Consider the following 19,039-nt stretch of genomic DNA (forward strand, 5'->3'; position numbering starts at 1 on the left):
CCACCCCGCCGCGAAGAAGGCGAAAACGGGAATTTACAGAGGTTCCCTAATGTTAGTAGGATTGCAGTTCGGCCTGTTGGTGGGGGCCTTTGCCGGCTTGATCACCTTTATCCCCTATGTCGGGGCGCTGATCGGCGGGGCGCTGGCGATCGGGCTGGGTCTGTTCCAGTTCTGGGGCGACTGGGTTTCGCTGGGGCTGGTGGCGGGCGTGTTCATGCTGGGTCAGGCACTGGAAGGCAACGTGATCACCCCGAAACTGGTGGGCAACAGTGTAGGCCTGCATCCCGTCTGGCTGATGTTCGCATTGTCTGTCTTCGGCTCCCTGTTCGGCTTTGTCGGGATGCTGGTGGCCGTGCCGGTGGCGGCCAGCATCGGCGTGATCGTCCGCTTTGCAATCGAGCAGTACAAACAGGGGCGGCTGTATCAGGGAATTGCAGGTCAGGCCGAGGGCGAACCTGCTATCGGCGAGTTGCCAAAGACCGAAGAAACCTGACCCATGGCCGAACAGATGACATTCGACCTGCCCGCCAAAACGGCGCTGGGGCGTGACGATTTCTTTGTCTCGCCCGTCAATGCGCTGGCGGTGCAGATGCTGGAAAACTGGCCCGCGTGGCCCAACCACAAACTGGCGCTGATCGGCCCCAAGGGGGCGGGTAAAACCCATCTGGTGCAGGTCTGGGCCACGGATACCCGCGCAACGGTTCTGCCCGCGCGGGCGCTGCCCGATGCCGACATCCCCGCGCTGGTTGACGCCCCGATTGCCATTGAGGACATCCGCGAAATTGCCACCGACATGCCCGCCCAGGAGGCGCTGTTCCATCTACACAATCTGGCGCAGACCCACGGCACCCCGCTGTTGCTGACCGCCGATACTGCCCCGAACCACTGGGGTCTGACCCTGCCCGATCTGCAAAGCCGGATGAGCGCAACCACCATCACCACCCTGCCCGCACCGGATGATGCACTGTTGTCTGCGGTGCTGGTGAAACTGTTTTCGGATCGCCAGATTGCGGTGCAACCGGACCTGATCGCCTATCTGATCAAACGCATGGACCGCTCGTTCGATGCCGCTGGACAGCTGGTTGCCGCATTGGATAAATCCGCCTTAAGCAAAGGCAAGCCCATCACCCGCAAACTGGCGGCAACGGTGCTGGACAATTCCCCCTGAAATACGCCATACTGGGGCCAGTATACTCCCTTACATTCTGGCCCAGATATGACCCATGCTGATTTCCTGAAAGCACCCTTTGACGCCGCCAAAACCCTGCCCGCCGATGACTGGGCCGGACCCAAACGGTTCTTTAACCGCGAATTGTCATGGCTGGCGTTCAACTGGCGTGTGCTGGAAGAGGCCGAGAACCCCCGCGTGCCATTGCTGGAACGGCTGCGGTTCCTGTCAATCTCGGCCACCAATCTGGACGAATTTTTTACCGTCCGCGTGGCGGGCCTGCAGGAACTGGCCGACGCGGGCAATACCACGCCTGCCGCCGACGGGTTAAGCCCTGCCCAGCAACTGGTGTTGATCAATGCCGATGCCCGTGAATTGCTGCAGGAACAACAGCGCGTCTGGAACGAATTGCGCATCCTGATGGAACGCGAAGATATCCTGCTGCTGGACGCCGAAACCTTGAGCGAAGCAGACAAGAAATTCGCCGGGGATTTCTTTCTGACACAGGTGTTCCCCGTCCTGTCGCCGCTGGCGATTGACCCTGCACACCCCTTCCCCTTCATTCCGAACGAAGGTTTCGCGCTGGCCCTGAAACTGGAGAGCCTGACCAGCAAACGCCCCCTTCAGGCGCTTTTGCCGATCCCGCACCAGATTGATCGTTTCATTGCCCTGCCATCCGATGGCACCACACTGCGTTATCTGCCACTGGAAGAACTGCTATTGCTGCACCTTGGCGCGCTGTTCCCCGGGTATCAAACCAAAGGCCACTGTGCCTTCCGTGTGCTGCGCAACAGCGACCTGGAAGTCGAGGACGAGGCCGAAGATCTGGTGCGCGAATTCGAGGTGGCGTTAAAACGCCGCCGCCGTGGCGATGTGGTGCGCATGAAACTGTCCACCAATGCCCCGCCGGGCCTGCGGCGCCTGATCACCCGCGAATTGCACGTCGAGGATGACGAGGTGGTCGAGATCGACGGCATGCTGGGCCTGACCGATCTGTCCGAACTTGTCACCGATGCCCGCCCCGACCTGCTGTGGCCCAACTTCACCCCGCGGGTCCCCGAACGGGTGCTGGATTTTGACGGTGATATGTTTGCCGCGATCCGGCAAAAGGATATGCTGCTGCACCACCCTTATGAAACCTTCGACATGGTGGTGCGGTTCCTTGAACAGGCCGCGCGTGATCCCGATGTAGTGGCGATCAAACAGACGTTTTACCGCACCTCGCGCGACTCTCCCATCGTCGCCGCCCTGTGCGAAGCCGCCGAAGCTGGCAAATCCGTGACCGCACTGGTCGAGCTGAAGGCCCGCTTTGACGAAGCCGCCAACATCCGCCAGTCGCGCCGTCTGGAACGCGCCGGTGCGCATGTGGTTTACGGGTTTATCAACTACAAAACCCACGCCAAAATCAGCGTCGTTGTGCGCCGCGAGGGGGATAAACTGGTCACCTACAGCCACTTTGGCACCGGCAATTACCACCCGATCACCGCGCGGATCTACACCGACCTGTCGCTGTTCACCTGCAACGCCGCCCTTGGGCGGGACGCAACCAAAGTGTTCAACTATCTGTCCGGTTACGCCCAGCCCGACGGGCTGGAAAACCTTGCCATTTCCCCGCTGAACCTGAAGGAAACCCTGATCGACAGCATCAATCGCGAAGCGGAATTCGCCGCCGAAGGCAAGCCTGCCGAAATCTGGGCCAAGATGAATTCTCTGGTTGATCCCGACGTGATCGACGCGCTTTATGCCGCCTCGCAGGCCGGTGTAAAAATCAGCCTTGTTATTCGTGGCATCTGTTGCCTGCGCCCCGGCATCAAAGGGCTGTCCGACAATATCCGCGTCAAATCCATCGTTGGCCGTTTTCTGGAACATTCGCGCATTGTCTGCTTTGGCAACGGCCATGGCCTGCCCGCCAAAAAGGCCCGTGTTTATATTTCTTCAGCCGACTGGATGGGCCGCAACCTGAAACGCCGCGTTGAAACGCTGGTCGAGGCCACGAACGCCACGGTCAAGGCCCAGATCATGAGCCAGATCATGGCCGCCAATCTGGCAGACGAGGCCCAGAGCTGGGTTCTGGGGCCCGATGGCCGCTACCTGCGCCCAAAAACCGCACCCAACGCGCATCCGTTCAATTGCCACCGTTTCTTTATGGAAAACCCGTCTTTGTCTGGGCGTGGCAAGGCCGGTGCAGCCGATGTGCCGGAACTGACCCACACCAAAGATTGACGCCCCCTCCTGCCCGCTGCAAACTGCGGATGAACAACGGGGGGATGAATCAGTGGACTACGCAACCGAAGACTGGGGCCCCTTTGGTCGTCCGCTGTTTGACGACCCGTCCACCCGCGCCCTATCGCGGGTCGGGGTGGTTGATGTGGGGTCAAACTCGGTCCGGTTGGTGGTATTTGACGGTGCCGCCCGAAGCCCCGCCTATTTTTACAACGAAAAGATCATGTGTGCCCTTGGCGCAGGCCTGCCCGAAGCCGGCCACCTGAACCCCAAGGGGCGCGAACGGGCGCTGGCCGCGATCCGGCGCTTTCAATTGCTGGCCGTGGGTATGAACATCCCGCCACTAACCGCTGTCGCCACCGCTGCGGTGCGCGAGGCCAGTGATGGCGCGGATTTCTGCGAAGAAGTGCTGCGTGAAACGGGCCTGAACATCTATGTGATTGATGGCGAGGAAGAAGCACGCCTGTCGGCCCAGGGTGTGCTGTTGGGCTGGCCCACGGCGCATGGGCTGGTTTGCGACATTGGGGGTTCGTCCATGGAACTGGCCGAAGTCGCCGAGGGGCGCGTGGGGCGGCGGCTAACCTCGCCACTAGGTCCGCTGAAACTGTCCAATGTCAAGGGCGGCAAGAAGGGGCTGAAAAATCATATCAGCGGTATTCTGGACGATCTGCACAGCCAGATACCGGTCGAGGGCAAGCGGCTGTTTCTGGTTGGCGGCTCATGGCGGGCGATTGCGCGGATCGACATGTTGCGCCGTGGATACCCGCTGACCGTGCTGCACGAATACCGGATGACACCAAAATCGGTGATGGAAACGGTAAAATGGATCAATGACCACGATCTGGACGAATTGCGCGCCCTGACCGGCACGTCACAGGCGCGGATGGTTCTGGTGCCGGTTGCTTGCGAAGTGCTCAAACGTGTGGTGCGCAAATTCAAGCCCAAGGAAATCGCCATCTCCAGCTACGGCATCCGCGAAGGCATGTTGTATGAGCAAATGCCGCAAAAACTGCGCGACCGCGACCCGCTGATCGAGGCCTGCCGCTTTGCCGAAAGCAAAGACGCCCGCTGGCCCGGTTTTGGCAAACAGTTGTATGATTTCATCCTGCCACTGTTCAAATCCGCACCCGGTGAGCGCAAACGCCTGATCCTTGCCGCCTGCCTGCTGCATGATGTGACATGGCGCGCCCACCCCGATTACCGCGCCGAGGTCTGTTTTGACAACGCCACCCGCGCCAATCTGGGCGGTCTGCGCCACCGCGAACGGGTGTTTCTGGGGCTGGCCCTGCTGCACCGTTACAAAAACAGCCGTGAAGGCACGCGGTTTGAACCGATGGTGGAATTGCTGACGCAAAAGGACGCGGTGGATGCCGAGGTGGTGGGCAAAGCCATGCGGTTCGGGGCGATGCTGACAGTGGACAATCTGGATGAAATGGCAAACCTGCGCTATTTCCCCAAGAAAAAGCTGCTGGAATTGCGCCTTGATGAAACCGGTCGCGGGCTGTTTGGCGAAGTGGCCGAGGCGCGTTTCATGTCACTGGCCGCAGCCCTTGGGGCCAAGGTCGAGATCAAGAAACTGCGGTGAATACAACCCTCATAATCCTTGCCATTATCGCAATCACTGTTCTGCTGTTCGGCTTTGCCGTGCGTTATGGATTCCGTGCGCCCCGCATCAAAGAAACCGGTGACCCCGCCGATTACGGACTGAATTTCCGGACTGTCAATATCCCCGGCAAGAACGGTGCGAACCTGTTTGGCTGGCATATTCTGGCCTCTGACAAACCGGCCACCCCCACCATCCTGATCATGCACGGCTGGGGTGTGAATGCCGAGGTGATCCTGCCCGTCGCCGTGCCCCTGTGCAGGGCCGGTTACAACGCCTTGCTGCTGGATGCCCGCAATCACGGCTCCAGCGACAGCGGTGGGCCATCCTCCATGCCCACCTTTGCCGAGGACATCGAAAGCGGGTTGGACTGGCTGAAACAGCAACCCGAAACTGGCAAAATTGCACTGCTGGGGCATTCCGTTGGGGCGGCGGCCACATTGCTGGTGGCGTCAAGGCGGCACGATATGGACGCGGTGATCTCGATTGCCAGCTTTGCCCATCCCGAATGGCTGATGCAGCGCTATTTGCAAAGCCTGCACCTGCCCAAATGGCTGATCGCATTGGTTTTACGTTATGTGGAGCGGATCATTGGGCACCGCTTTGACGACATCGCCCCGATCAACACCCGATGCAAAATAACCTGCCCGGTGCTGTTGGTGCACGGGGAGGCGGATAGAACCATTCCGGTAAAGGATTTGCAGGCAATTGCCGACAACTGCAAGGACCACAAGGCCGAAATCCTGCTGATCCCTGATGGCGATCATGATTCAGTGGAGAAGATCGAGCAACACAGCGCTGAATTACTGTCCTTTCTGGATCACGCAATGCCCCGAAATCTTTGAAAGATTTCATCCTGTTTTCTTTAAAAAGAAAACAGCCGCCCCTACAGTTCGATCTCGCCTTCTTCCAGCGGTTTCTCGATCTCTAGCGGAGTCTTGCGGCGGATGATGATATCGCCATTGGGCAGCACCTCGGGCGCGTGGTAATTGGTGAAATCCCCGATCAGCCCCTGAAGCTCGGCCAAACCCGGCCCCATTTCCTCGGCCAACCCTTTCAGGTCTTTCAATGCCGGTTCCATCTCGGTTGCCAGGCCGCGCAAAAGCATCCTGGCGCCCTGTTCCATCAGGCTCAGGCCTTCATCCATCCCGCCCTCGTCAGAGTTTTCCGCATAAGCGGGCGACAGGGCCAGACAGGCAGCGATTGTTATGGCAGCTATCTGTTTCATACCTCATATATAAGGCATCCGGCGCATTTTTGTAAGGTCACAGGTCAATATCAATCGTCACCGGAAAATGGTCCGAGGCCGTCAACAGGGCCTCGCGCAATTCCGGCATGTGGTAACATTCGGGATCCTCGAACGGATGCCATATGCGCCAACGGGGCTGTTTGGCGTTCAGATCAGCCGATACCATGATGTAATCCAGCAGCACTGACAGATAGCGATTTTCATGTTTGATATAAAACCGCGATGTCGCCGGTTTCGCCCCCAGTTTGCGCGACAGGATCATTTCAGCATGCGGATCGAACAGCGATTCATGCCCGTCCTCGCCCAGCACGATTTCCACGCTGGATCGGCCAAACAGCTTTTCATATTCATCCAGACCGGGGCCATCGTTGAAATCGCCCAGCACCATCACGGATTCACCGGCGTCCAGATGTTCCTCGACCCGCTGGCGTAACCAGATACATTGCGCCATCTGCTTGCGACGGTTTTCAATCGCCTTGCGCATCACCTCGACAGCCCCGCGTGCGCCATGGGGGGCTTTGGATTTGATATGCACGCCGATCATGCGAAACCGGTTGCCCGATTTTGTTTTCGCGGCCACCTCTAGTGGCGGTTTGGAAAAAGTGATCAGTTCCGGCGTGGCATCCACATCCAGATCGCGGCGAAACACACTGTCAAAACGCGGTGAATTGAACGAGCCTTTCTTGCCCGTCTGTTCGCCCTTCGGGTCATGCCGTGCAGACATCACGTCAGGATCATAGAGCAGTGCTATTTCCTGCTGGGTATCATTCTGGAACCCGATCAGCGCCTTGCGGGTGCGCAGCCCGAAATGCTTGGCGAAATTCTCCAACGCCCGCACGCCATCGCGCCGATGGCTGCCGTCAGGGGCTTCGATCACCATCACCGCATCCGCATCCATCGCGGTAAACACCTTGGCTACGGCTTCCAGTTGCTGCACCCTTGTCACATCATGCCTGCGTGACCATTCCCCGTCCAGCAAGGGCTGGCCATCCTTGCCAAACAGCGAATCAAACCATTCCACATTATAGGTGGCAATACGCATCACACCGGTGCTTTCTGGATTTCTTCCCATGCATTGTTGATCTGACGTAATCGGGCCTCGGCCAGTTTCACAGCCTCGCAGGGCACACCGCGGGCCTTCATGCGGTCAGGGTGGGTTTCGCGCACCAGCCGCTTATAGGCGGCGTGGATTTCCTCAAAAGAGGCCTCGGGCGAGACATCTAAGACCGCATAAGGGTCGGGCAAGGCATCAGCAACAAACATCGCCCGCATGGTGCGGAATTCGCGTTCCTCGATGCCAAAAATCCGGCGCACGCGGTCCAGAAAATCATCCTCTTTCGGGTGATATTCACCATCAGCCATCGCAATGAAAAACAGCCCCTCCATCAGATCGCGCAGCGGCTCGCACCGATCTCCGAACATGCGCTTGATCCGGCGGGCGTATTCCTCGAACCCCGCCACATCCTGCCGTGCCAGATTGAAAATCCGTGCGGCGTTCTTTTCCTCTTGCGGCGGAATGGTGAAAACCTTGCGAAAGGCCGTGACCTCGTCGCGCGTCACCTGCCCGTCGGCCTTGGCCATCTTCGCGCCCAGCGCGATTACGGCGATGGTGAAACCCACGGTTTGCTCAGGCGGGGTGCGCAGGCGCTCGAATACCTCGGACAGCCCTTCGCCACTGGCGAGGGCGGACAGGGCATCGGCTATGCGGGTCCATAATGACATATTGGCAGGATAGCGGGTATTTTCGGGACTGTCAGGTCATGTATTTCATAGTTTGGTGTAAAAGAATGACGCGGGACTATTCCAAAACCCGAATTCCGTGCGGTGTTTCGATTTCTGCGCGGTATGCCACGCACGCCCCTTCTGTAATCGCCACCCTTGTGTCGGCAAGCCCGCCCAACGCCTGCTGCAATACATCGGCCTTAGGATGCGCCACCTCGAGCTTGCGCAACCGACACCCGGCATCAGGCAGCAAATCCGCCGGATGCAGCGCCCCTTGCCACTGAATCAACGCCGGATAGGCATTGTCAAACGGCAGCTTCCCGTCCGCCGGAACCGCCATCCGCCAGCGCAGATCCCCGCGCGACAGGGCCACCGGCACCCCCACCCCGTCGGGGCTGGCGGCAATCGCCGCTTCCAGATTATCACAGCGGCAAATCCAGTTGGTCAGATGCGGTGCGCCGGTGAAATGGTCCAGATCAAACCAGCGCGGATGATCCGGCGCAGGCGCGTCAGGATTGATCGAGATCACCTCGAGATACACATCCCCCAGTCCCAACAGCCGGTTATGCGTGCCCATCAACGGGTGTTCCCCGCCGCCCGACAGGGACACGCCCAAGGCCTGTTCGACCGCCGCAACACCCTCGTCCAGCGTATCGGCCGCAACCGCGATATGGTCCAGTTCAAACATTTCCGCCCTTTCTTTGAAATCCACCGGAACACCATCATAAATTCGCAATTGCGTCTATTGAAAAGCGGGTAGCAACGCCTATCTATTTTCAAACCTGACTATTTTTCTTATATAAGGACCACCATGCCCCTTCTTCGTGCTTTCGACCGCTTCTTCAAACATGACGCAGCGGGGGGCATATTACTGATGCTGTCGGCTGTAATGGCGATGGTCGTCGCCAATTCCGCTTTCGGGCCGTATTACGAGGCCGCGCTGGGATCTTACCTGAAAATCACCCTGAATGATGTCGGGCTATCCAAGCCGTTGATCCTGTGGATCAATGACGGGTTGATGGCGGTGTTTTTCTTTCTGATCGGGCTGGAACTGAAACGCGAGCTGCTGGAAGGCAAGCTGAAAAACCCGCGCGATGTGCTGTTGCCGGGGGTTGCCGCACTGGGGGGCATTGCTATTCCGGCGCTGATTTACGCCGGACTGAACTGGGGTCAACCCGATACCATCGGTGGCTGGGCCATTCCGGCAGCCACAGATATTGCCTTTGCACTGGGAATTCTGGCGATGGTCGGTAAACGCGCGCCTGCGTCGCTGAAGATTTTCCTGCTGACGCTGGCCATTCTGGACGATCTGGCCGCGATCCTGATCATCGCGCTGTTCTACACCGCAGAGCTGAAGATCGACTATCTACTGATGGCACTGATCCCACTGGCCGCAATGTTCTGGCTGAACCGGCAGGGCACCCACCGCGTAGCACCGATGCTGTTGCTGGGCGTGATCCTGTGGGTTCTGGTGCTGAAATCCGGCGTTCATGCGACTGTGGCGGGGGTTCTGACCGCCTTTTTCATCCCGATGAAAGACAAATTTGGCAAATCCCCCCTGCACGCGCTGGAACACGGGCTGGCCCCCTATGTGCTGTATCTGATCGTGCCGATCTTTGCCTTTGCCAATGCGGGTGTTGTGTTGCAAGGGCTGACACCTGCCGACTTGTTGGCACCGTTGCCGCTGGGCATCTCGCTGGGGCTGTTTCTGGGCAAACAGGCGGGTGTTCTGGGCGCAGTGTATCTGATGGTGAAGTTCGGCTTTGCCCGACTGCCCAGCGGGGCAAACTGGGGCCATATCTACGGCGTGGCCTGTCTGGCAGGGATCGGGTTCACCATGTCGCTGTTTATCGGCTCGCTCAGTTTTAGCGATCCGGCGCTGATGAACCAGGTGCGCCTTGGGGTGCTGGCCGGATCATTGGTATCGGCTGTGCTGGGCTATAGCGTGCTGCGGTTTATGCGGGCACCGAAAGAGGCACCCGCACAAAGCTAACCCTTTGCTTCACGCAAAATCTGCAGGATGTCCTGCGCGGCCTCGGGGATGTTTGTCCCGGGGCCAAAGATCGCCTTGACGCCGGCGTCATACAGGAACTGGTAATCCTGCTGCGGAATAACCCCGCCACAGATGACGATGATGTCGTCGGCACCGGCATCTTTGAGCGCCTGCACCAGCTTGGGCGCCAGCGTTTTATGCCCCGCCGCCTGTGACGAAATCCCGACCACATGCACGTCATTATCGACCGCATCCTGCGCCGCCTCTTCCGGGGTCTGGAACAGCGGGCCAACATCCACGTCAAAGCCGATGTCGGCGAATGCCGTGGCAATCACCTTGGCCCCGCGGTCGTGTCCGTCCTGCCCCATCTTGACCACCAGCATACGCGGGCGGCGACCCTCAGCCTCGGCAAATTCCTCGACCGATTTCTGGATCAACGCAAAGCCTTCGTCACCCTCGTAAGCCGCGCCATAGACACCGGCCAGTGTTTTCACCTCGGCGCGGTGCCGTCCGAATGTTTTTTCCATCGCCATGCTGATTTCCCCCACTGTTGCCCGCGCCCGTGCCGCGTCAATCGCAATTTCCAGCAGGTTGCCCTGCCCCGATGCTGCGGCCTGCTCCAGCGCCAAAAGCGCGGCATCACAGGCCGCCTGATCGCGCGTGCTGCGGATTTGTTTCAGGCGTTCCACCTGGCTTTCGCGCACCGCCACGTTGTCGACATCCAGAATGTCGATCGGATCTTCTTTGTCCAGACGGAATTTGTTCACACCGACAATCACCTCGTCACCACGATCCACCGCCGCTTGCCTGCGCGCCGCCGCTTCCTCGATCCGCAATTTGGGCATGCCCGAGGCCACCGCCTTGGTCATGCCGCCCATCGCATCGACCTCTTCAATGATTTTCCAGGCTTCATCCGCCAGATCGGCGGTCAGTTTTTCAACGTAGTAAGACCCTGCCAACGGGTCGACCACCTTGGTCACGCCGGTTTCGTTTTGCAGGATCAACTGGGTATTGCGGGCAATGCGGGATGAAAAATCCGTTGGCAAAGCAATGGCTTCATCAAAGGAGTTCGTATGCAGTGACTGAGTGCCGCCCAGCACCGCGCTCATCGCCTCGTAAGCGGTGCGCACGATATTGTTGTAGGGGTCCTGTTCCTGCAACGAAACGCCAGATGTCTGGCAATGGGTGCGCAACATCAGGGATTTTTCGCTCTTCGGATTGAATTCCGACATGATCTTGTGCCACAGGAAGCGCGCGGCGCGCAGCTTGGCGGCTTCCATGAAAAAGTTCATACCGATGGCGAAAAAGAACGACAAGCGCCCCGCGAAGGCATCCACATCCATGCCACGATCCAGTGCCGCGCGGACATATTCGCGCCCGTCGGCCAGTGTAAACGCCAGCTCCTGCACAAGGTTCGCGCCTGCCTCTTGCATGTGGTAGCCGGAAATCGAGATCGAATTGAAACGCGGCATGTTGTTCGAGGTGTATTCAATAATGTCAGAAACGATCCGCATGCTGGGTTCGGGCGGATAGATATAGGTGTTGCGCACCATGAATTCTTTTAGAACATCGTTCTGGATGGTGCCCGACAAGGCCGCGCGGTCCACGCCCTGTTCTTCGCCCGCCACAATGAAAGACGCCAGCACAGGGATCACCGCGCCGTTCATGGTCATCGAAACCGAAACCTTGTCCAGCGGGATGCCGTCAAACAGGATTTTCATATCCTCGACACTATCAATTGCCACACCGGCCTTGCCCACATCCCCCACCACGCGCGGGTGATCGGAATCATATCCGCGGTGCGTGGCCAGATCAAAGGCAACCGAAACCCCCTGTTGCCCCGCATCCAACGCCTTGCGGTAAAACGCATTGCTTTCCTCGGCGGTGGAAAATCCGGCGTATTGCCGGATGGTCCAGGGGCGCCCGGTATACATGGTGGAGCGTGGCCCACGGGTGAACGGCACCTCGCCGGGCATGCTGCCCATATGGTCCAGCCCGGCTGTGTCGTCCTCGGTATAGACCGGCTCCACATCAATGCCTTCGGGCGTGTGCCACGTCAGATCCTCCAGCGGCCGCCCGCGCAGCTCTTTTTGGGCGCGCTTAGCCCATGCTTCTTTCTTGTTGGTCATTGGAATGTCCTCTTTCCATTTCCCACGGCCGCAGATGTATCCCTGCTGGTCCGCTGTCTGTATTTTCCACATATGTCGCCAGCCCGTCCGCGCCCCCGCGCAGCCAGGCAATATCTTCGTCATACTGGGCCTGAAACGCCGCGATATGGTCCGCGTTAAACGGCTGCCAGCGTGAATAGTCATCCGGCAATTGATCCGCCGCCGTGCTGTTCCCACGATCCAGAAACACCTTGCGGATTTTGGCACAGCTAGGCGAAGCGTTATGCCAGTCCCGCCGCCCGCGCATCATCACCGGCACGCGTCCATTGTTGATCATCGCCAATTGCTGATCGGACTGACCCACAAACCCCTCGAACGGCCAGACCACCAGTTCCGCCGCCGGAAACACCGCCGCCACATCGCGGATCACATTCTGCCAGCGGCGCGACTGAGTGACCAGCCGGTCCAACAGCCCGTCATCCGGCACCTTCCAGCCCCTTTGTACCATAAATGCCAGCACCGAGGCCCAGTATTTATCATAAGAACGGATCGAGATCGCCACCCGTTTGCAGTGAAACCCGAAACCCGAGGCAAACCGGTCCAGCCGCGCCTGCGCATCCCCGTATAGCCGTGCAACCGACAGGTTATCCCACATCGAGCCGATCATATTTTCCTCGCTCACCACCAGCGAGGTCAATCCGACTTGATCCAGCCGGTCCAGCTCCATCCGGATCAACCCGTTCGCGCGCGCACCCCGCCGCCGCGCATCGCGGTTTACTTTGTCCGGATGTTTCACCAGCCCGGAAAACAGGCCCGCGCGCGTGCGGTTCGGCCCCCAGAATTCGGTGCCGATGTCGTTCAGATGATCCCGATTTTCCTCAAGATAGGTCTGAAACGTGGTGGTGCCGGTGCGGTGGGCACCGATATGCAGGATAACATCCATAAGCCGCGAAACTCCGCCAATAAAGTGCAGTCTGTTTCCCGACCATAGGCCCAAAGGCATGATTATTGCCTTAACAGAGGCCAATTTAGCCTTTTGCGCGCATTGCCCCTTCGCATTTGCCCCCGCCCCCCCTATATCGGATAGGACAGGAGGGTCCATGAAACAGCTTTTTGCCTTTGTTATTATGGCACTATTACCATTTGCCGGTTTTGCACAAACAGCCACCGAAGACCCCGAGCCACTGATCATCACGGCAACGGACGAGGTGACGCTGGACGATTTCATGTGGGTTGCCCGCCCGTTGGTCATCTTTGCCGATTCCCCGAAAGACCCGCGTTTCAAACAGCAAATGGCCTTTATCGAGGACCGTCTGGACGATCTGCGCATCCGTGATGTGGTGGTGATCACCGATACCAATCCAGCCGGTAAAAGCCCGATCCGCGAACGGTTGCGTCCGCGGGGCTTCGGGCTGGTTCTGGTGGCCAAGGATGGCACGATCCTGTTGCGCAAGCCCAAGCCCTGGACGGTGCGCGAAATCAGCCGCTCGATCGACAAACTGCCCGCCCGACAGGAAGAGGTCCGCGAGCGGCGCGATACCGAGGCACAGTAAGCCGTTTGTTTTATCGGGCCGTAACTCATTCGAACCCCTCGTCATATTCAAAATGTGTTCCAGCCGGCAGGGTTGGCACCCATTGATGCAGCGCCTCGACAAGTCGCGGAATATATTCGGGTGATGTGGCAAAAAAGGCCACTTCCGTCCCCGAGACAAAGCCCCAGTCCTCGTCGGTTACAAAGGCTCCAACACGTATCCAGTTCTTGCCAATGGCCTCTTGCATCCATTTCTGGTAAACCATTGCAAACTGGACATCATGCCGTTCTGCCATCGGCCCGCCCCACCCCGGTTCCGATAATGTGGTGCGGAATTTCAGGGCCTCGGTTGAACCAAGCCCGTACAGGTCCAGAACATAATTCGGATTCCCCCAGGCCACCCATCCTAAATCATTCACAGCTACCGGTGTTTTCATATAGAGAGGTGGTCCCACTTTTTTGACCAGTCAGCAGCCAGTTTAAGATGGATCAGGGTTTCATTTAGGCTGCCAAACTCATTGGTTTTGTTTTTCTGTCATAGGCTTCATCCGGGGTCAATATTCCGTGGGTGGAATGCGGGCGCTCGGTGTTGTAGTAAGCCAACCATTTCCCGATCCCGGCGCGGGTCTGCGAACCCGTTTCAAATGCGTTGAGGTAAATGCATTCGTATTTCAAGGATCGCCAAAGCCGCTCGATCATCCGGTTATCGACCCAGCGACCTTTGCCATCCATCGAGATTTTCACGTCGGCTTCTTTCAGCGCCTGCGTCCATTCAAACCCGGTGAACTGGCTGCCCTGGTCGCTGTTCATGATATCGGGCTTGCCGTATTTGGCCATAGCCTCTTTCAGGGCTTCAACGCAAAAATCTGCCTCCATGCTGTTTGACAATCTCCAGCTCAAAACCTTGCGGCTGTGCCAGTCCATGATCGCGACCAAATAGAGGAACCCGCGCTGCATCGGAATGTAGGTGATATCTACGCACCACACATGGTTTGGACGATCAATCGTCAGGTCTCGCAGCAGATACGGGTAGATCTTATGCTGCGGATGTTTCTTGCTCGTGTTGGGCGTCTGGTAGATCGGAACCAACCGCATCAGCCGCATCAAACGGCGGACCCTGTGGCGACCACACTTGTAACCTTGGCGCTGCATGTGCCGGGCCATTTGCCGTGATCCATACCACGGCGTCTGCAAGAATTGCTTGTCGATTATTGTCATGAACCGCAAATTTTCAGCACTTTCGCCTTTTGGCTGGTAATACAGGTTCGAGCGCGCCAGAGAAAGTAGCCCGCATTGTCGTCGCACACTCAGATCATGCTCACGGCTCACCATTTTTTGCCTCGCTTCCCGAGCAACTGTTGCGAGGCGTTGGCTAAAAAATCCCGTTCCACGACCAGCTGACCAATCTTGGAGTGCAGCTTCTCAATCTGGGCTTCATCAACCCGATCAGGATCACGGCCCCGTCTGGAAAATGCCGTGGCCATGTTTTCAATCGCTGCTCGTTTCCATGTGCCAATCTGGGTTGGATGCACACCATACTTCTTCGACAGCTCCGCCATCGTCATTTCCTCGCGGATTGCTTCAAGCGCAACGCGGGCTTTGAATTCGGGAGAATGGTTCTTTCGTTTCGTCATTTTGAATCGTCTTTCTCATAAGTCGATCCACCTTAACAACTGGTCCGAATTTCCGCGACCACCTCTCCAGATCAACCCGGGTGGCCGTCCATTTTACCTTGCCGCTGCTGCGGTCGCGGCCCTCGAACAGGTCGGTCGAGCCTTCGGACGGCACCCATTCGGTGCCCATATCCAGCAGATTGACAAAGAAATCATTACCCAGCCTGCCCGGTTTGCCGGTGAATACCCCATGCTGCGAGCCATCGTAATTTGCCCCCAGCATCCGCATTCCGCCGAAAAGCACCGTCATTTCCGGCGCGCTCAGTTTCAGCAACTGAGCCTTGTCCAGCAACAGTTCCTCGGCCGAAATCGCGCAGGTTTTTTTCAGGTAATTCCGGAACCCGTCGGCAAAGGGTTCCAGCACGGCAATCGAGTCAACATCGGTCTGCGCCTGCGTGGCATCCGTGCGCCCCGGGGCAAAGGGCACCTCAATATCATGTCCGCCCGCCTTTGCCGCCTGTTCAATAGCCGCATTGCCCGCCAGCACGATCAGATCGGCCAGCGAAACCCTTTTGCCGCCCTTTTGGGAGGCATTGAAATCGGCCTGAATGCCCTCAAGCACGTTCAGCACCCTTGCCAGTTGTTCGGGGTTGTTCACCTCCCAGCCCTTTTGCGGCTCAAGCCGGATGCGCGCGCCATTCGCGCCACCCCGCATGTCGGACCCACGAAAAGTCGAGGCCGAAGCCCAGGCGGTGCCAACCAGTTCCGCCGTAGTCAGACCCGAGGCCAGAATTTTACCTTTCAGATCGGCGGCATCGGCAGCATCAATCAAGTCATGATCAACCGCAGGCACCGGATCCTGCCAGATCAGCTCCTCGTCCGGCACCTCGTCCCCCAGATAGCGGGCACGCGGGCCCATGTCGCGGTGGGTCAGCTTGAACCAGGCGCGGGCAAAGGCATCGGCAAATTCCTCGGGGTTTTCATGGAACCGTCTGGAAATCGGCCCATAGATCGGGTCCATCCGCATCGCCATATCCGCAGTCGTCATGATGGTGGTCACCTTGGGCCCCTTGCCATCCACGGTCGGGGCCTTGTCATCCTCGGTCACGCCGACCGGCACCCATTGCCAGGCTCCCGCCGGGCTTTTCACCAGATCCCAGTCATAGCCGAACAGCAGATCGAAATAGCCGTTGTCCCATGTGGTCGGTCTGGCCGTCCAGGCGCCTTCGATACCGCTGGAAATCGTATCCGGCCCATGCCCCGTGCCATAGCTGCTTTTCCAGCCCAGACCCTGTTGTTCGATCGGGGCGGCTTCGGGTTCGGGGCCGACCAGCGCCGCGTCCCCTGCCCCGTGGCATTTGCCAAAGGTGTGCCCACCGGCCACCAGCGCCACGGTTTCCTCGTCATCCATTGCCATGCGGGCGAATGTTTCGCGGATGTCCAGCCCCGAGGCCAGCACGCTGGGCTGCCCGTTCGGCCCCTCAGGGTTTACATAGATCAGCCCCATCTGCACCGCGGCCAGCGGGTTGTCCAACTCGCGTTCACCGGTATAGCGGTTGTCGGCCAGCCATTCGTTTTCATCACCCCAATAGATATCCTCTTCGGGTTCCCAGATGTCCTCGCGTCCACCGGCAAAGCCGAAGGTCTTGAACCCCATCGATTCCAGCGCGCAATTGCCCGCCAGGATGATCAGATCAGCCCAGGAAATGCTGTTGCCGTATTTCTGTTTGACCGGCCACAGCAGGCGGCGCGCCTTGTCCAGACTTACATTGTCAGGCCAACTGTTGATTGGTGCAAACCGCTGGTTGCCGGTACCGGCTCCGCCGCGCCCGTCGCCAGTGCGATAGGTGCCCGCACTGTGCCAGGCCATGCGGTTAAAGAACGGGCCGTAATGGCCGTAATCGGCGGGCCACCAGTCCTGGCTGTCCTCCATCAATGCGAAAATATCTTTTTTGACAGCCTTCAGATCCAGTTTCCTGAACGCGTCGGCGTAATCGAAATTCTTACCCAAGGGGTTTCCCGCATCGGGGTTCTGGTGCAGGATTTTCAGGTTCAACTGGTTCGGCCACCAGTCCTTGTTCGATCTGTCCCCCAGTTTCGTCGCCCCGTGTGCTACCGGGCAGCGGCCCATTTGACCCATATTATTTCCGTCCATGTGATCCTCCTTGGTGATGGCAGTTTCGCGATCTGCCAGTCCAAAGACAGGCCGCGTAAAGACGGGGTCAGGATAACAGAGCGTAGTAATTATTTGAATTTATATATTTATATTATTGTTATAGCTTTTTCTTATCACTCTTAGCCTCAAACCGGCAGTTGCCCCCAAGCGGGCAGGCAAACTATAATGGCAGGCCCGAAAGGAAAGCCGATGCCCCTGACCATCCCCTTTGACAATTCCTATGCCCGCCTGCCGGATCAATTCTATGCCCGCATCGGCCCTGCCCCCGTGGCCCGCCCGAAACTGGTGGCCCTAAATGAATCGCTGGCGCAGGAGCTGGGAATAGATGCAGATGAATTGCGCTCGCCTGCCGGTGTGGCCGTGCTGTCGGGCAGCGCTATCCCTGACGGAGCCGATCCGCTGGCGCAGGCCTATGCCGGCCACCAGTTCGGTGGCTGGTCCCCGCAACTGGGCGACGGGCGCGCGATGCTGCTGGGCGAGGTGCAGGACGTAAACGGCGCCCGTCAGGACATCCAGCTGAAGGGATCGGGCCGCACCCCCTTTTCGCGCGGCGGTGACGGGCGGGCATGGCTTGGCCCCGTGCTGCGCGAATATGTGGTGAGCGAGGCGATGGCGGCGCTGAACATCCCCACCACCCGCGCGCTGGCGGCTGTCACCACCGGCGAAGACGTGATGCGCGAAACCGCCCTGCCCGGCGCAGTGCTGACCCGTGTTGCCAGCAGCCACATCCGCGTTGGCACCTTCCAGTATTTCGCCGCGCGGCAAGATACCGAGGCGTTGCAGGCCCTGACCGATTACACGCTGAAACGCCACTACCCCGATGCCGAAACCCCGCTGGAGCTGCTGCAATCGGTGATCACTGCACAGGCCCGCCTGATTGCCCGCTGGATGGGCATCGGCTTTATCCACGGGGTGATGAACACCGACAACACCCATATCGGCGGCATTACCATTGATTACGGGCCATGTGCGTTCATGGATACCTACCACCCCGCCCGTGTCTATTCCTCGATTGACCACGCGGGGCGCTATGCGTTCAATCAACAGCCGGAAATCATCGTCTGGAACCTGGCGCAACTGGCCACCAGCCTGCTGCCCCTGATGGGGGATAAGGACACCGCGGTGAAACAAGCCACCGAGGCCCTGCACGGATTCCGCGACCAGTTCCTTGCGTTCTGGATCACCGAACACCGCGCCAAACTGGGGCTAAAGCGCCCCATGGCAGGGGATGATGCGCTGGTGATTGACCTGATGGACCGGATGGCACAGGGACAGGCCGATTTCACCAACACCTTCTGCGCGCTGGCCGATGGCATTGCCCGCGACCAGTTCCTTGATCCGGCGCTCTATGACGGTTGGCACAGCCGCTGGCAGGCCCGTCTGACGCAGGAGGGAACGGATTGGAACCAGCAACAAACCCTGATCCGCGCCACCTCCCCCGCTTTGATCCCGCGCAACCACCGGATAGAACAGATGATCGAAGCCGCCGTGGCAGGGGATTACACCCCGTTTGAACGACTGATGTCAGCGATGGCGCAGCCCTTTGAGGATGTGGCGGAGTATTCGGATTTGCGGCGGCCACCGACTGAGGACGAAGAGGTAAAGCAGACGTTTTGCGGGACGTGATACCAGAAGCATCAAATTCTGCACCAG

16 protein-coding genes and 1 pseudogene are annotated in these 19,039 nt (G+C 58.7%); 8 read left to right on the forward strand and 9 right to left on the reverse strand.

Features of this window, described 5'->3' with window-relative positions; all coding sequences use genetic code 11:
• Nucleotides 1–34 precede the first annotated feature (34 nt).
• The 5 genes and pseudogenes from ACQY4M_RS08345 to ACQY4M_RS08365 all read left to right on the forward strand — a co-directional run.
• Nucleotides 35–493, forward strand: a pseudogene (locus ACQY4M_RS08345) (AI-2E family transporter); the annotation flags it as partial.
• Nucleotides 494–496: 3 nt separating this feature from the next.
• A complete protein-coding gene (locus tag ACQY4M_RS08350) occupies nucleotides 497–1,168 on the forward strand; it encodes a chromosomal replication initiator DnaA (protein WP_428543102.1) in 672 nt (223 codons plus the stop codon).
• 48 nt (nucleotides 1,169–1,216) lie between these two features.
• Nucleotides 1,217–3,391, forward strand: a complete 2,175-nt coding sequence (locus tag ACQY4M_RS08355) for an RNA degradosome polyphosphate kinase (RefSeq protein ID WP_428543104.1) — start codon at nucleotides 1,217–1,219, stop codon at nucleotides 3,389–3,391.
• A 52-nt stretch (nucleotides 3,392–3,443) separates the two neighbouring features.
• Nucleotides 3,444–4,976: a Ppx/GppA family phosphatase gene (locus ACQY4M_RS08360; protein ID WP_428543106.1), complete on the forward strand. Its 1,533-nt coding sequence runs from the start codon at nucleotides 3,444–3,446 to the stop codon at nucleotides 4,974–4,976.
• The gene (locus ACQY4M_RS08365; RefSeq protein WP_428543108.1) at nucleotides 4,973–5,839 is read left to right on the forward strand and encodes an alpha/beta hydrolase family protein; all 867 of its coding nucleotides are present in this window, start codon (nucleotides 4,973–4,975) and stop codon (nucleotides 5,837–5,839) included. The genes ACQY4M_RS08360 and ACQY4M_RS08365 overlap by 4 nt, the downstream gene beginning before the upstream one ends.
• A gap of 41 nt (nucleotides 5,840–5,880) precedes the next feature.
• Here the strand turns inward: ACQY4M_RS08365 and ACQY4M_RS08370 are convergent, their stop codons facing one another.
• The 4 genes from ACQY4M_RS08370 to ACQY4M_RS08385 form a co-directional block, all read right to left on the reverse strand.
• Nucleotides 5,881–6,222 carry a hypothetical protein gene (locus ACQY4M_RS08370; protein WP_428543110.1) on the reverse strand — a complete coding sequence of 114 codons (342 nt, stop codon included), beginning with the start codon at nucleotides 6,220–6,222 and terminating at the stop codon, nucleotides 5,881–5,883.
• A gap of 37 nt (nucleotides 6,223–6,259) precedes the next feature.
• Nucleotides 6,260–7,285, reverse strand: coding sequence for an endonuclease/exonuclease/phosphatase family protein (locus tag ACQY4M_RS08375; protein WP_428543112.1), 1,026 nt, complete (start codon nucleotides 7,283–7,285; stop codon nucleotides 6,260–6,262).
• Nucleotides 7,285–7,965, reverse strand: coding sequence for a TerB family tellurite resistance protein (locus ACQY4M_RS08380; RefSeq protein WP_428543114.1), 681 nt, complete (start codon nucleotides 7,963–7,965; stop codon nucleotides 7,285–7,287). Before ACQY4M_RS08380 ends, ACQY4M_RS08375 begins: the two co-directional genes overlap by 1 nt.
• 76 nt (nucleotides 7,966–8,041) lie before the next feature.
• Nucleotides 8,042–8,653: a VOC family protein gene (locus tag ACQY4M_RS08385; protein WP_428543116.1), complete on the reverse strand. Its 612-nt coding sequence runs from the start codon at nucleotides 8,651–8,653 to the stop codon at nucleotides 8,042–8,044.
• Between the two features lie 123 nt (nucleotides 8,654–8,776).
• Between ACQY4M_RS08385 and nhaA the strand changes: the two genes are divergently transcribed.
• Entirely contained in the window at nucleotides 8,777–9,958 is a 1,182-nt protein-coding gene (gene nhaA, locus ACQY4M_RS08390) for a Na+/H+ antiporter NhaA (RefSeq protein ID WP_428543118.1), read from the forward strand.
• Here nhaA and scpA read toward each other — a convergent pair.
• Together scpA and ACQY4M_RS08400 are read right to left on the reverse strand one after the other, a co-directional pair.
• The gene (gene scpA, locus ACQY4M_RS08395) at nucleotides 9,955–12,087 is read right to left on the reverse strand and encodes a methylmalonyl-CoA mutase (RefSeq protein WP_428543120.1); all 2,133 of its coding nucleotides are present in this window, start codon (nucleotides 12,085–12,087) and stop codon (nucleotides 9,955–9,957) included. The genes nhaA and scpA overlap by 4 nt on opposite strands.
• Complete coding sequence (locus tag ACQY4M_RS08400; RefSeq protein ID WP_428543122.1) at nucleotides 12,059–13,009, reverse strand: hypothetical protein; 951 nt, start codon at nucleotides 13,007–13,009, stop codon at nucleotides 12,059–12,061. Before ACQY4M_RS08400 ends, scpA begins: the two co-directional genes overlap by 29 nt.
• A 157-nt stretch (nucleotides 13,010–13,166) precedes the next feature.
• On the opposite strand from ACQY4M_RS08400, the gene ACQY4M_RS08405 reads away from it, so the two are divergent.
• Nucleotides 13,167–13,619, forward strand: coding sequence for a DUF4174 domain-containing protein (locus tag ACQY4M_RS08405; protein WP_428543124.1), 453 nt, complete (start codon nucleotides 13,167–13,169; stop codon nucleotides 13,617–13,619).
• Nucleotides 13,620–13,644: 25 nt separating this feature from the next.
• Here the strand turns inward: ACQY4M_RS08405 and ACQY4M_RS08410 are convergent, their stop codons facing one another.
• From ACQY4M_RS08410 to katG, 3 genes are all read right to left on the reverse strand, one after another.
• A complete protein-coding gene (locus tag ACQY4M_RS08410; RefSeq protein ID WP_428543126.1) occupies nucleotides 13,645–13,998 on the reverse strand; it encodes a hypothetical protein in 354 nt (117 codons plus the stop codon).
• Between the two features lie 100 nt (nucleotides 13,999–14,098).
• A protein-coding gene (locus ACQY4M_RS08415; protein ID WP_428539245.1) for an IS3 family transposase occupies nucleotides 14,099–15,231 on the reverse strand; the annotation gives its coding sequence in 2 pieces (ribosomal slippage) (nucleotides 14,099–14,979 and nucleotides 14,979–15,231; 1,134 coding nt in all).
• Nucleotides 15,179–17,365, reverse strand: coding sequence for a catalase/peroxidase HPI (gene katG / locus ACQY4M_RS08420; RefSeq protein WP_428543128.1), 2,187 nt, complete (start codon nucleotides 17,363–17,365; stop codon nucleotides 15,179–15,181). The genes ACQY4M_RS08415 and katG overlap by 53 nt, the downstream gene beginning before the upstream one ends.
• A gap of 210 nt (nucleotides 17,366–17,575) precedes the next feature.
• On the opposite strand from katG, the gene ACQY4M_RS08425 reads away from it, so the two are divergent.
• Nucleotides 17,576–19,012, forward strand: coding sequence for a protein adenylyltransferase SelO (locus ACQY4M_RS08425; protein ID WP_428543130.1), 1,437 nt, complete (start codon nucleotides 17,576–17,578; stop codon nucleotides 19,010–19,012).
• Nucleotides 19,013–19,039 lie beyond the last annotated feature (27 nt).

The sequence above is a fragment of the Profundibacter sp. genome (assembly GCF_965277155.1).
Lineage (GTDB): Bacteria > Pseudomonadota > Alphaproteobacteria > Rhodobacterales > Rhodobacteraceae > Profundibacter.